10 protein-coding genes are annotated in these 13,401 nt (G+C 52.0%); 9 read left to right on the forward strand and 1 reads right to left on the reverse strand.

Annotation, left to right across the window (positions count from 1 at the left end; genetic code table 11):
- The 7 genes from MD588_RS06510 to MD588_RS06540 all read left to right on the forward strand — a co-directional run bounded on the left by MD588_RS06510 (position 1) and on the right by MD588_RS06540 (position 9,532).
- Complete coding sequence (locus MD588_RS06510) at positions 1-1,722, forward strand: formate--tetrahydrofolate ligase (RefSeq protein ID WP_265696215.1); 1,722 nt, start codon at positions 1-3, stop codon at positions 1,720-1,722.
- A gap of 116 nt (positions 1,723-1,838) precedes the next feature.
- Positions 1,839-2,819 (forward strand): dipeptidase, encoded by a 981-nt coding sequence (locus tag MD588_RS06515; RefSeq protein WP_265696216.1) that lies wholly within the window; start codon positions 1,839-1,841, stop codon positions 2,817-2,819.
- Positions 2,820-3,374: a 4-vinyl reductase gene (locus MD588_RS06520; protein ID WP_265696217.1), complete on the forward strand. Its 555-nt coding sequence runs from the start codon at positions 2,820-2,822 to the stop codon at positions 3,372-3,374.
- A gap of 12 nt (positions 3,375-3,386) precedes the next feature.
- Positions 3,387-5,456 (forward strand): NADH:flavin oxidoreductase, encoded by a 2,070-nt coding sequence (locus tag MD588_RS06525; RefSeq protein WP_265696218.1) that lies wholly within the window; start codon positions 3,387-3,389, stop codon positions 5,454-5,456.
- A 44-nt stretch (positions 5,457-5,500) separates the two neighbouring features.
- The gene (locus MD588_RS06530; RefSeq protein ID WP_265696219.1) at positions 5,501-7,444 is read left to right on the forward strand and encodes a (Fe-S)-binding protein; all 1,944 of its coding nucleotides are present in this window, start codon (positions 5,501-5,503) and stop codon (positions 7,442-7,444) included.
- On the forward strand, positions 7,441-8,736 hold the full coding sequence (locus tag MD588_RS06535; protein ID WP_265696220.1) for an electron transfer flavoprotein subunit alpha/FixB family protein: 1,296 nt from the start codon (positions 7,441-7,443) through the stop codon (positions 8,734-8,736). The genes MD588_RS06530 and MD588_RS06535 overlap by 4 nt, the downstream gene beginning before the upstream one ends.
- Positions 8,723-9,532 carry an electron transfer flavoprotein subunit beta gene (locus MD588_RS06540; RefSeq protein ID WP_265696221.1) on the forward strand — a complete coding sequence of 270 codons (810 nt, stop codon included), beginning with the start codon at positions 8,723-8,725 and terminating at the stop codon, positions 9,530-9,532. The genes MD588_RS06535 and MD588_RS06540 overlap by 14 nt, the downstream gene beginning before the upstream one ends.
- Positions 9,533-9,586: 54 nt before the next feature.
- On the opposite strand, the gene gbdR is transcribed toward MD588_RS06540, so the two are convergent.
- Complete coding sequence (gene gbdR / locus MD588_RS06545; protein ID WP_265696222.1) at positions 9,587-10,669, reverse strand: choline metabolism transcriptional regulator GbdR; 1,083 nt, start codon at positions 10,667-10,669, stop codon at positions 9,587-9,589.
- A 585-nt stretch (positions 10,670-11,254) separates the two neighbouring features.
- Here gbdR and betI point away from each other — a divergent pair.
- Both betI and betB read left to right on the forward strand, forming a co-directional pair.
- Entirely contained in the window at positions 11,255-11,848 is a 594-nt protein-coding gene (betI, locus tag MD588_RS06550; RefSeq protein ID WP_265696223.1) for a transcriptional regulator BetI, read from the forward strand.
- A gap of 37 nt (positions 11,849-11,885) precedes the next feature.
- Positions 11,886-13,346 carry a betaine-aldehyde dehydrogenase gene (betB, locus tag MD588_RS06555; protein ID WP_265696225.1) on the forward strand — a complete coding sequence of 487 codons (1,461 nt, stop codon included), beginning with the start codon at positions 11,886-11,888 and terminating at the stop codon, positions 13,344-13,346.
- Positions 13,347-13,401 lie beyond the last annotated feature (55 nt).

Raw genomic sequence — 13,401 nt, forward strand, 5'->3', positions numbered from 1 at the left:
ATGAAAAATGAACTCAATGTTGCCTTAATTCCACCGGACAGCTTGCCGCCTCCGGGCTCCCCCGATATTGATATAGCCCGTGCAGTGACGCCGAGGCCGGTGATTGAAATCGCTGCCGAGCGATTGGGGCTGCTACCCCATGCCCTGATCCCCTATGGCCACTACAAGGCCAAAATAGATATGGCGCAACTCGATGTCAGCCATCAGCGTGGTCAGCTGGTACTGGTAACAGCAATGACACCGACAACGGCCGGTGAAGGCAAAACTACCACCAGCATTGGCTTGTCAGACGGGCTGAATGCCCTCGGTGTGCAGAGCACTGTTTGTCTGCGTGAGCCATCACTGGGTCCGTGTTTTGGTATGAAGGGGGGAGCGGCAGGGGGGGGACGATCGCAGGCGATCCCTATGGAGGATCTCAACCTGCATTTTAATGGTGATTTTCATGCGATCACGGTTGCCCATAACCTGCTTGTCTCTCTGATCGATAACCATATTCATTGGGGAAACGAACTGGGGCTGGATCCTCGCCGGATCTGTTGGCGGCGGGTAATGGATCTCAATGAGCGGGCTCTGCGCAATATTGTCTGCGGGCTGGGTGGTGTTGCCCATGGTGTTCCGCGTGAGTCAGGGTTTGATATTACTGTTGCCTCGGAGATCATGGCGGTACTGTGCCTGGCCGAAGGCCCGAAAGATCTGCAGTATCGCCTTGGCAAGATGATCATTGGACGGCGTCGTGATGGCAGTGTAGTGACGGTACGCAATTTAGGTGCAGACGGTGCGATGACGGTGCTGCTAAAAGAAGCCATGATGCCGAATCTTATCCAAAGTCTTGAGCATAATCCGGTACTGGTCCACGGTGGTCCCTTCGCCAATATCGCCCATGGCTGTAGTTCCCTGATGGCAACGCGAGCGGCATTGGCTCTTAGCGATGTTGTGGTGACAGAAGCGGGCTTTGGAGCTGATTTGGGCGCCGAAAAGTTTATCAACATTAAGTGTCGTTTGGCTGATTTGTCTCCGGATGCGGTGGTGCTCGTTTGTACCGTCAGGGCGTTAAAAATGCAGGGGGGAGTCGAAAAGTACGCTCTGGAACAGCCTGATGTAGCAGCAGTCGAAGCCGGTTCTGCTAATTTGCTTCGACACATTCAGAACATCCGGCAGTTCGGTCTGATACCGCTGGTGGCAATTAATCGCTTTCCCACTGATAGCGACGAAGAGCTGGCCGTGATCCAGCGCTGCTGCCTGGCATCGGGGGCCCGGGTAGTGTCTGCCGAACATTGGGCACGTGGCAGCGAAGGCGCTCTGGATATGGCTGCGGCTGTGATCGATCTGCTCCAGCAACCGCCGCCAAGTGTTACGTCGCTGTATTCGGATGATATGCCGTTGGATGAGAAAATTAATACGGTGGCAACCCGGATCTATGGTGCCAGTGAAGTACATTTTACGGCCACTGCCTTGTCGCAACTTAATGATATACACCAGCTTGGATTTGGTCATTTGCCTGTCTGTATTGCCAAAACACCTTACAGCTTTTCATCGGAGCCCGATGTATTGGGGGCGCCGGTCAATCATGCTCTGCCGGTCAGAGAGGTTCGCCTGATGGCCGGAGCGGGATTTGTCGTTGTGGTGTGCGGCGACATCATGACCATGCCCGGTCTGCCGCGCCATCCGGCGGCGCTGGATATCCGACTGGATGAGCACGGAGAAATTACCGGGTTGTTTTGACGGAAATACTTCATCGGATGTCGCTATTACACAGTCAGTCAGATGGTAATGACATATCGTTAATTGAAGTTACCACAATAAACGATTTGCCGAAGCTGCATGCAGGAGGGAAGACTATGTCGGATGCCGCGCAACTACACCAACAGTCAATCATTATTGATGGCCTGATCATCGCCAGATGGGATCGTGCCCTGTTCGAGGATATGGCAAAAGGGGGGCTCACGACCGCCAACTGCACGGTATCGGTGTGGGAGGGCTTTCAGGCAACCATGGACAATATTGTCGAGTTCAATGGGTTCTTCCATGATCACAGCGATCTGATCCGCCCGGTGCGATGTACCGAAGATATTTATCATGCCAAGGAAGAAGGCAAAACCGGGATCATACTGGGTTTTCAAAATGTACATGCGTTCGAAGATCAGATTGGTTATGTCGAGATCTTCAAAAAACTTGGGGTTGGTATAGCCCAGATGGCCTATAACACTCAGAACCTGGTTGGAACAGGGTGTTATGAACGGGACGGCGGGTTATCCGGTTTCGGCCATGAGGTAGTTGCCGAGATGAACCGGGTCGGCATGATGTGCGATCTTTCCCATGTCGGTGCGACAACCTCTCAGGAGGTGATCTTGGCATCAAAAAAACCAGTCTGTTACTCCCACTGCCTCCCGTTGGGGCTTAAGGAACATCCCCGCAATAAATCAGATGATGAGCTGAGGTTTATCGCCGATCATGGCGGCTTTATTGGGGTCACCATGTTCGCCCCTTTCCTGAAAAACGGTATCAATTCCACCATCGAAGACTATGTCGAAGCGATTGACTATATCGTCAATATTGTGGGTGAGGACTGTGTCGGGATCGGCACCGATTTTACCCAGGGCCATGATCAGGCTTTTTTTGAGTGGCTGACTCATGACAAGGGCTATGCCCGACGGCTGACCCGGTTTGGTGAGATCATCAATCCCAAGGGGATCCGGACTATTGGCGAGTTTCCAAATCTGACTCAGGCCCTGCTGGATCATGGCTGGCCGGAGAGCCGGGTGAAGAAAATCATGGGAGAGAACTGGGTAAGGACTCTCAAAGCAGTGTGGGACGAGTAAATGCCACTATCACCAGATTCAAAAATACACGCCCCGGAAGTGCCTATCGAGGTGGATAGCAATACTGGTGTCTGGAGTACCAATGGGCTCCCGATGCTGTATGTCCCAAGACATTTTTTTATCAATAACCACACGGCAGTGGAATCAGCGCTCGGGGCCGAAAAGTATGCTGAGATCCTCTATGACGCCGGTTACCAGTCGGCTTATTACTGGTGCGAAAAAGAATCAGAAACCCACGGCCTGCAAGGTTCGCAGGTGTTCGAGCATTATATGAAGCGCCTGTCGCAAAGGGGCTGGGGCCAATTTGTCATTGAGAATCTGGATATTTCTAAGGGACGGGCCAAAGTGCGGTTATACCATTCGGCTTTTGTTTATCACTACGGCAAGGTTGATCGCAAAGTGGATTACATGTTCACGGGCTGGTTTGCCGGTGCGATGGATCAGATCACCCGGGGGATAGGCCAGCCGATAGAGACGGTTGCCATCCAGCAACAGAGCGAGGCACAGACAGGTTGTGATTACGGCCTGTTTGAAGTGATGCCCAGGGACAATTGATAAGGAGTGGGGATGTCGCAGTTTGATGCTATTTTCCAGCCGCTGGCGATTAATCAGCTGATGATCCGTAACCGGATAGTCAGTACCGCCCATGCCGAAGTCTATGCCACCTTAAATGGAATGCCGACCGAGCGCTATATTCGTTATTACGAGGAAAAAGCCAAAGGCGGGATCGGGTTGTGTATTTGCGGCGGGTCGAGTCCAGTCTCTATAGACAGTCCGCAAGGATGGTGGAAGTCGGTGAACCTCTGTACCGATGACGTTATTCCTCACCTGCAGCAATTGGCTGAGGCGGTTCACCAGCATGGTGCCCATATCATGATTCAGATCACCCATATGGGACGCCGGTCGCGCTGGGACGGTGGGGACTGGCCGCATCTTCTCAGCCCAAGTGGTATTCGTGAACCGGTTCACCGGGCAACCTGCAAAATTATCGAGCCTGAAGAGATTGAGCGGATCATTGATGATTATGCTGCCGCCGCTCGGCGGGTAAAGGCGGGAGGGTTGGATGGTGTTGAGCTGTCGGCGGTTCACCAGCATCTGATTGACCAGTTTTGGAGCCCGAGAGTCAACAAGCGGGATGATGAGTGGGGAGGCAGCTTCGAAAACAGGATGCGCTTTGGCCTTAAGGTGCTGGAAGCGGTTCGCCGTGAAGTCGGTCCTGATTTTGCCGTCGGCATGCGAATTTGCGGTGATGAGTTCCATCCCGATGGTTTGACCCATGATGACATGAAGCAGATTGCGGCGTATTACGATGCGACTGGTCTGGTGGACTATTTTGGCGTCGTCGGCTCTGGGTGCGACACCCACAATACCCTTGCCAATGTGATCCCTAACATGAGCTATCCGCCCGAGCCGTTTTTGCATCTGGCGGCCGGTATCAAGCAGGTGGTTAATGTGCCGGTGATCCATGCCCAGAATATTAAGGATCCCACTCAGGCCGAACGCGTGCTGGAAGGGGGCTACGTAGATTTTGTCGGCATGACCCGGGCCCATATTGCCGATCCGCACCTGATTGCCAAGATCCGGTTGGGTAAGGTTGATCAGATCCGCCAGTGCGTCGGGGCCAACTATTGTATCGATCGTCAGTATCAGGGGCTGGATGTACTCTGCCTGCAAAATGCGGCGACCTCCCGGGAAGAGACGATGCCGCATGTTATCAAAAAAACTGACGGTCCTATTCGTAAGGTGGTGGTGGTGGGAGGTGGGCCTGCTGGTATGGAGGCGGCACGGGTGTGTGCCGAACGAGGCCATGATGTCACTTTGATCGAGAAATCCTCCCGGCTTGGCGGACAGATCACGCTGGCAGCCAAAGCCCCGCAGCGGGAGCAAATTACAGGGATCACCCGTTGGTTCGAGCTTGAGCTGGCGCGACTGGGCGTTAGTCTGGAAATGGACACCGAAGCGGACGCCGAGCGTGTGATGGCGTTGGCCCCTGATGTGGTGATTCTGGCAGTCGGTGGCCAGCCGTTTATTGATCAGTTTCCGGGCTGGGGAGCGCAGGACGGTCTGGTTGTCAGTAGCTGGGATATTCTGAGTGGCAGGGTAGCGCCGGGCAGCAATGTGCTGGTTTACGACACTATCTGTGAGTTTTCGGGGATGTCGGTTGCCGATTATTTGGCGGCGAAAGGTGCGTTGGTTGAATTGGTGACGGATGACTTGAAACCCGGAGTAGCTGTCGGTGGCACCACCTTCCCGACCTATTACCGCAGCCTTTACCAGCGAGAGGTGATCATGACGCCGGACTTTCGTCTGGAACAGGTATACCGGGAAGGCGAAAAAGTCATCGCCGTGCTGGAGAACGAGTATACCCAGCAACGAGAGGAGCGGGTGGTGGATCAGGTGGTTATAGAAAATGGTATCCGGCCTTGTGAAGCCCTTTATTACCAACTGAAGCTGGGATCGCTCAATAAAGGCCAGGTTGATCTGGCCGCATTGTACACGGCCAAACCGCAGCCTGAACTGGCTCATCATGCGGGCAATGGCCAGGATTACCTGTTATACCGGATTGGTGACTGTGCTTCACAGCGAAATATTCATGCTGCAATCTATGACGCCTTGCGTCTTTGCAAAGACTTTTGACGTAACACTTATCGCCTCACAACTCGCGCAGAAAGGGGATAACGATGTTGACACCTTTAGTTTCCGTGCTGTTATTGCTGGGATTGCTAATCACGTTGTTCGGTGCCGTTCGCCGAGTGAGGCTCTGGCGTCGGGGCAGACCTTTTGCGGTTAATGTCTGGGCCGGGTTATCGAGCATCCGGAGACGGTATCTGGTTGACCTTCACCATGTTGTCGCACGTGACAAAGCGACTGCTCATATGCATGTGGCAACCGCCGGGGGCTTTGCTGCCGCTATGGTGATGCTGTGCATTATTTACCTTCTTGGCATCAACAGCAAGGCAATGCATTTGCTGGCGCTTATTGCCTGTGCGGTGATGTTACTGGGGGCGCAGCTGGTGGCAAGACGACGTTGGCAGGCACTACCCCATTTATCGACAGGTCCCTGGATGAGATTGCCGAAAAGTCTCAATGTGTTTGCGGGCACATTTTTGCTGGTCAGTGCATTAGGCCTGTTCGGGATAGACTCCTTACCTTCGATACTACTTGTATTGCTGGGGATCGCAATGGCAGCGGGTATGGCGGAAATGCTGCTCGGGCTTACCTGGGGCGGCCCGATGAAACATGCCTTTGCCGGTGCGCTGCATTTGGCCTTTCACTCTCGCTCTGAGCGTTTTGGCGGCGGGCAATCAACAGGACTCAAACCGCTTGACTTAACCGAGCCGCATTTGGGGGTAGCAAAGCCGACAGACTTTCACTGGAATCAGCTGCTGGGCTTTGATGCCTGTGTGCAATGTGGCCGCTGTGAAAAGGTGTGTCCGGCTTTTGCTGCCGGTCAGCCGCTAAATCCCAAAAAGCTGATCCAAGATATGGTGGTTGGAATGACCGGCGGATCGACGGCAACTTATCATGGCAGCGCGCATCCGGGTCAGGAGCAACAACCTGGACAGCAAGCTAGAGAAAAAGGCGGTTGCGTCGGTCCTGAGCAGTCTTTGTTCGAGAGCCTGCTGAATCCGGAAACAATCTGGTCATGCACGACATGCAGGGCCTGCGTCGAGGAATGTCCGATGATGATCGAGCATGTGGATGCGATCGTCGATCTACGCCGTTATCTGACGCTAGAGCAGGGTGCAACACCGGGCAAAGGACCGGACATTCTCGAAAACCTTATAGCTACAGATAACCCCAATGGTAACCCTCCTCTGCAACGTCATAATTGGGCCGTAGATCTACACATTCCCTTGCTGTCCGAAGTGAAGCAGACAGATGTGCTGCTTTGGGCTGGTGACGGGGCGTTTGACATGCGTAATCAGCGTACGCTTCGGGCTCTGGTCGCCCTGCTTCGGCGGGCAAATGTTGATTTTGCCATGCTGGGCAATGAAGAGCTCGATTGCGGTGATCTGGCACGCCGTCTCGGTGACGAGGCAACCTTTCAGGGTCTTGCCAAAGCCAATGTGAAAACATTGAACCAGTATACGTTCAGGCGGATCGTGACGGCGGATCCGCATGCGTTCCACCTCCTGAAAAATGAGTACCCCGACTTTGCCGGCAATTATGATGTTTGGCACCATACTCAGTTGTTGGCAGAGCTGGTAGATCAAGGAAGCTTAAAGCTTGAACCCGTTCACGGGCAGTCGGTGACCTATCATGACCCTTGTTATCTGGGGCGCTATAACGGCGGTTATGAAGCATCTCGGTCTCTGTTACGAGCGATTGGGATTGAGATTAAGGAAATGGAGCGTTCGGGCTATCGTTCCCGTTGCTGCGGCGGCGGAGGCGGTGCCCCTGTTACCGATGTTGCAGGCCAGCGTCGTATACCGGATATGCGAATGGATGATGTGAGAGAAACGGGGGCTGAAATTGTTGTCGTTGCCTGTCCGCAGTGCAGCTTAATGCTAGAAGGGGTTATTGCGCCTCGCCCCGAAGTACAGGATATTGCCGAGTTGTTGCTGGAAGCACTTCCAAAGCAGGTTAAGCATTTTCAAGTCGGTGAAGTGGAGGCATCATGAGTAAAGTATCCCGCCGCGATCCTCGTCATGAGCGTATTCAGCGCAATCGCCTTCATCCTCAGCATCATATCCTGGCAGCTCAAGACCTTGTGAATCAGTCTCAGGCTAGTGTTGTCAGTTCTGGAGCTAATTCTGAAACTTCTCTTGAAACAAGCTCTGGCACAATGCCTGCAATCGAGCCTCAAGGTTGGAATGCTTCCCGGTTGCCCTTGCATCGAGTCGAACATCCCGAATTCTATATTGCTGTTGTACCTGAGATGAGTGGTGGCAGGCTAACCAGTGCCGACAGAGATATGTTGGGGCTGGCACAGCAGTTGGCGAACGGCGGTTTTACTCATGATTGTATGAACGGTCAGAAGATTAATGGATGCGGAGCCGTGCTGGCGGTGGTTTTTTGCTCTATCAAAGATGATCGTTTCGCCGATGCGGGGGTAGATCGGCTACTGGATCTCTCTTTGTTAGGTGAAGAAGGTTACCAACCTGAGTTCCAGCTCGCTTTGTTATTACAGGCTGACAAGCAGTTTTCTCCCCGTTATTGGTTGATTGGCGATCAGGCCATGAACAGTGCCGATCTCGGTCGCCGCTTGGCCGCCAGGCTGGACGAGCGAGCAGCTACCGGGGTGGTAGAAATTGATGACAGCTGGATATGGTGCCGTGCCGGGCAAAGTGCGAAAGAGTATCGCCGTCCACATGAGCGTATCTTGCTGGTGGCAGAGCAGATTGCCGAACCGGTTAGCAAATACCGCTATCAGGCGATTCCGGTTGAGCTGGATCCGGTTGCACTGGAAATGACGTCATTGGTAGCGTCTAAAATTGATGATTTGGGTTTGGTCGCTGTTGATCCCGGCTCTGTCTCTCTAGTGGAAGCTGAGTTTGTCTTTGCGGGTGGAAATGGTGTGACTGATTGGCCGTTGTTTCATCAAGCGGCTGCAGCGCTTGGGGCAACTGAGGGTGCAAGTCGTGTGGCAGTGGATGACGGTAATATGCCGCGTTCAACCCAGGTTGGCGCATCCGGCACCTTGGTTTCCGCCCGGGTTTACTTGGCGGTGGGGATCTCCGGGGCGATCCAGCACCTGCAGGGAATGGCCCATTGCAATACGGTGATCGCCATCAATCTTGATCCGGGATGCGCCATGGTTAGCCGGGCAGATCTTAGCGTGATCGGTGACAGCAGCGAGATCTTGCAGGCTCTGGTTAACAGTATTAAACGGGGTGAGAGTGAAAGTAGGGTTGGGGAACTGACGGGATTTGATCGTGAGCAGGCAAAGGAGAAGTGGGATGATGCTGTGTGAGCCGCTGCAAATCATGGTGCTGGTATCGACCGGTATGCATTCATTAACTGGGCGGCCATGCCGTGCTTCATTGGACGCTCAGGCAATTGAGCTGGCATTGCAACAGTCTGGCGCGGTGAATGAGGTTGTCCATGCCGGCCATGCAGATGAGTCGGAACAGTCGGCATTACGAGATTATCTGGGAATGGGTATCGGGCAGATAACTGTTCTTAAGCTGCCAGAGCTCTTCGATCCGGTATCGGCTCTGGCTCAGTATGTGAATGAAGCGGAGCCCGATTTGGTACTGTGCGGCGAACAGGCTGAATGGGGGGAGGCGTCAGGCTTGCTACCTTACCTGTTGGCAGATCAACTAGGCTGGGCGATTGTGCCGCATATTGCTGGTTTGGCGGGTGTTGCAGATGGACATATTGAATTGTTGCAGGCGCTACCTCGCGGTCAGCGCCGTAAAATACAGGTCAAGCAACCTGCGGTGGTGACAATTAATGGCGCGGCACCGCAGGCAAGACAAAGTGCATTCTCAAAAGCGCGTGATGGTATCATTAAGGTACTTGAATCAGAGCTTAAATCTGAGTTTGAACCTGCGGCAGATAGCGAACTGTCTCAGTGGCAGTTACAACCAGCAAAACCGCGACCCAAGCGTCTGAAGAGCATCACTGCGAACACTGCCGCTGAACGAATGAAAGCAGCAATAACAGTGACGCAGAGCCAAGCGGGAAAGGTGTTGCAAGATAGTTCCCCCCAACAGGCTGCCGAGGCTATTCTAGCCCTGCTTCGAGAAGAAGGAATTCTGAAGTAATGATATTTCAACTCCCTGAGCTCAAAGCTCTTAAGCTCCAGTACGGTGAAGAGACTAGCATGCCTCATTGGGCACAGTATTCGGATCGTCAAAACCTGCATCGAATAGGCTGTCATCATGCAGTCCAGTCACCTCGGTAAGTTCCGGTAATTCAGTCGCTGCAGGTTGTGATGGTGAAATCCCCAACCGCTCATGACGAGGTGGCATGCCAAAACAGTCGCGGTAGCATTTACTGAAGTGGGGGGTTGAAACAAACCCACAGGCCACGGAAACTTCGATAATCGACAGGTTAGTCTGTTTTAGTAGTTGCCTAGCCCGGCTTAGCCGTAATTGAAGGTAATAGCGCGAAGGCGAGCACTGGAGGTGTTTCTGGAACAGCCTTTCTAGCTGGCGCCGTGACAGGTCGACAAACCCTGCCAGTTCATCCATCCCAATAGGCTCTTCTAGGTTGGCTTCCATCAAAGAGACAATTTCGAGTAGTTTCGGCTGAGAGGTACCTACCAAGCTGCGTAGCGGCACTTTTTGTACATCTGTGCCATTGCGAATCCGTTCGCACATGAACATTTCCGATATAGCAGCACTAAGTTTGTTGCCATGTTGCTTTGCCACTAAAGTGAGCATCATGTCCATCGGCGCTGTACCGCCAGAACTGGTCATTCGCTTGTCGCTGAGCGTGAATAGCTTGTTGGTGATTTTAATTGAGGGGAACAATTCCTGAAGTCCTGCCAGATGCTCCCAGTGGATGGCGCAGTATTGGTTTACCATTACCCCCGCTTTTGCCAAAGCATAGCTGCCGGTGCAGATCCCGCCGAGTATTTTTTGTTGGCGATCGAGCTGGCAAAGCCAACTTGTCAGTTGTGATGTGCAGCTACGTTCAACCTGAACCCCCCCGCAGACAATAAGTAAATCAAGCGGTAGCTGAGACGGAATTCGATCATCGACCCTTACTTCAAGCGCATCACTGGCGGTAACAGGTTCGCCATTTTCACTGAGGGTAAACCATTGGTACAGCACTTCTCCCGAGAGCTGATTGGCCATGCGCAATACTTCGACGGCAGATGCCATCGCGATCATAGTGAAATTGTGAGTGAGATAAAAACCGATGCGCATGGGTTGTTGTGTTGTTATTGAGGTCATCGCCAGCTCCCCTAATTTGCCACATGATCGTGATGGTTCGATAGGTGTCAATTCACGCGAAATCCTTACAGTACACAGCGTTTTAAATACTAAGAAAAATCACCTTCTCTTTCTGTGTAATTCAGGGTTCATAAAAAGTAAATTTTTTTATCGAGAGTTAGCTCAATAAGGGAGATTAAAGGGGAGGAATTACCGTTCCAAGCATCACTAAATGGCCAAACAGGGGGAATCGCCTGAGTTTGCAATTTCTGTAAAGATTAGAACTCTAAACAAATCACAGACCCTATCTGGCATTACAAGTTGAGATCATGCATAGCTTCACGAGTAATGGCTTAAGTAATGGACTAGTTGTTGATGATATGAAGTCAGATGGCAGAGACTTGTTTTCGACACAAAACAATTAAATCAATCTGTATTTTTTGAATTTAATTTAGTTTATTTAAAATCAATCTCTTACGTTTGCTTTGCGCGGTGGGTAAGCCTTGGTATTCATTACGGCACGAAACATTTTTTTGACTTGTTGCTAATATTATGTAAATTTATTTTTAATTAAACGTTCAATTAAGAAACATTTGAGTAGCAACTATGCCGAAAGTAGGAATGCCTGAAATTCGCAGACCACAGCTTGTCGAGGCGACAATGGCCGTTATTGACGAGGTTGGACTCTCGGGAGCTAGTGTGGTCTTGATAAGCCGCAAGGCTGGCGTATCTCCAGGGATCATTAACCATTATTTCGGCGGTAAGCATGGATTGCTAGAGGAGACGATGCGTTCGGTACTCCGTCAATTGTCGGCGACATCCATTGAGTATCTCTGTGCTGTAGATAGAGATGATGTGACAGCTAGGATCAAGGCGATCGTTGCTGCGAATTTTGATGGTTACCAGGTTGAAAGCAAAGTGGTGAAAACATGGTTGGCATTCTGGGCGCAGTCGATGCACGATACCACCTTGCATCGACTCCAGCGTGTCAATGAACGCCGTTTGTTGTCTCACCTTCGCTATGAACTCAAGAAAGTCTTACCTTCTGAACAAGCCCTTTTCGTCGCACAGGGCGTTGCTGCGCTTATCGATGGGATCTGGCTGAGAGGAGCCCTGAACCCTGATGGGATTTGTCCGGAAAAAGCGCAACAGATCATCTCCGATTATTTGCAAAAACAACTCGCCCCGCATTTGAACTGACGAACTCATAATAAACATTAATTACCAAGGCATTTTGATGAAAATGAAGTCCCTTTATATCCATGGTCAGGCCATAGAAGCCTCATCAGGAGAAACGTTTGTAACTTACAATCCGGCAACGGGTGAGAAGCTGGCCGAGATCGGGCAGGCGTCAACCCTGGATGTTGACCGTGCCATTGCTTCGGCACAGGAAGGTTTCAAAGTGTGGTCAGCGATGAGTGGTATGGAAAGAGGTCGTATTTTGATGCGGGCGGTGGCGATTCTCCGTGAGCGCAACGATGAACTGGCGGAGCTGGAAGTCAAAGATACCGGAAAGCCGATCCAGGAGGCTATCGAGGTAGATATTGCCACTGGTGCGGATGTTATCGAGTACTACGCGGGGCTTGCTGCGGCCATTCAGGGTCAGCAACAAGATTTAGGTCATGGCCAGTTTTTCTATACCCGCCGTGAGCCACTCGGTGTTTGTGCTGGGATCGGAGCATGGAACTATCCAATACAGATCGCAATGTGGAAATCGGCACCGGCATTGGCTGCCGGTAATGCCATGGTATTCAAGCCGTCTGAAGAAACGCCACTTTCGGTATTGAAGCTGGCGGAGATCTTCACCGAGGCAGGTGTGCCAGACGGCGTGTTTAATGTTGTTCAGGGTGACTACCGTGTTGGCCAGATGCTTTCCCGCCACCCGGATATTGCCAAGGTTTCTTTTACCGGCGAATCCGGTACCGGTAAGAAAGTGATGGCTGATGCTGCCGGTACGCTTAAAGACATCACGATGGAGCTTGGTGGTAAATCCCCGCTGATCGTTTTTGATGATGCCAAATTAGACAATGCGGTTTCAGCTGCCATGCTGGCCAATTTTTACACCCAGGGCGAAGTCTGCACCAACGGCACCCGGGTTTTTGTCCATGATGCGATTTACGATGAGTTTATTGAGCAGCTTGCTTATCGTACCAACAAGCTAGTTGTCGGTGATCCTGCTGATATGTCGACCCAGATTGGTGCGCTGATTTCAGGCGAACATCTTGAAAAAGTGCTCGGGTTTATCCAGGCCGGAAAAGAGTCTGGTGCTCGCCTTATCTGCGGCGGCGAGCGTGTAACATGCAACGGTCTCGACAAGGGATATTTTGTCCAGCCTACCATCTTTGCCGACTGCACCGATGATATGCCCCAGGTTCAGGATGAAATTTTTGGTCCGGTGATGTCTATTTTGCGGTTTACCGATGAGGATGAGGTGATTCAGCGGGCGAACGCCACCCAGTATGGTCTTGCTGCTGGTTTATTTACCCAAAACCTTTCTCGTGCCCACCGGGTAATCGCCCAGATTGAAGCCGGTATTTGCTGGGTGAATACATGGGGCGGTTCGCCGGCAGAAATGCCGGTAGGGGGTTATAAACAATCAGGGATCGGACGGGAAAATGGAATCGAAACACTTAACCATTACACCCAGAACAAGAGTGTGATGATTGAGCTTGGTGATCTTGAGTGCCCTTATGATTAAGCCATCGATATCAGCGCTGGCGAGAGCTGCTGATAACAGCAGACTTTAATCTTCA

The organism is Photobacterium obscurum (assembly GCF_026191635.1).
Lineage (GTDB): Bacteria > Pseudomonadota > Gammaproteobacteria > Enterobacterales > Vibrionaceae > Photobacterium > Photobacterium obscurum.

What these genes read in the sequence shown, in the direction of transcription:
- MD588_RS06510 (WP_265696215.1), top strand. Translation starts at nt 1, where the DNA reads ATGAAAAATGAACTCAATGTTGCCTTAATTCCACCGGACAGCTTGCCG.
- MD588_RS06515 (WP_265696216.1), top strand. Translation starts at nt 1,839, where the DNA reads ATGTCGGATGCCGCGCAACTACACCAACAGTCAATCATTATTGATGGC.
- MD588_RS06520 (WP_265696217.1), top strand. Translation starts at nt 2,820, where the DNA reads ATGCCACTATCACCAGATTCAAAAATACACGCCCCGGAAGTGCCTATC.
- MD588_RS06525 (WP_265696218.1), top strand. Translation starts at nt 3,387, where the DNA reads ATGTCGCAGTTTGATGCTATTTTCCAGCCGCTGGCGATTAATCAGCTG.
- MD588_RS06530 (WP_265696219.1), top strand. Translation starts at nt 5,501, where the DNA reads ATGTTGACACCTTTAGTTTCCGTGCTGTTATTGCTGGGATTGCTAATC.
- MD588_RS06535 (WP_265696220.1), top strand. Translation starts at nt 7,441, where the DNA reads ATGAGTAAAGTATCCCGCCGCGATCCTCGTCATGAGCGTATTCAGCGC.
- MD588_RS06540 (WP_265696221.1), top strand. Translation starts at nt 8,723, where the DNA reads ATGATGCTGTGTGAGCCGCTGCAAATCATGGTGCTGGTATCGACCGGT.
- gbdR (WP_265696222.1), bottom strand. Translation starts at nt 10,669, where the DNA reads ATGACCTCAATAACAACACAACAACCCATGCGCATCGGTTTTTATCTC.
- betI (WP_265696223.1), top strand. Translation starts at nt 11,255, where the DNA reads ATGCCGAAAGTAGGAATGCCTGAAATTCGCAGACCACAGCTTGTCGAG.
- betB (WP_265696225.1), top strand. Translation starts at nt 11,886, where the DNA reads ATGAAAATGAAGTCCCTTTATATCCATGGTCAGGCCATAGAAGCCTCA.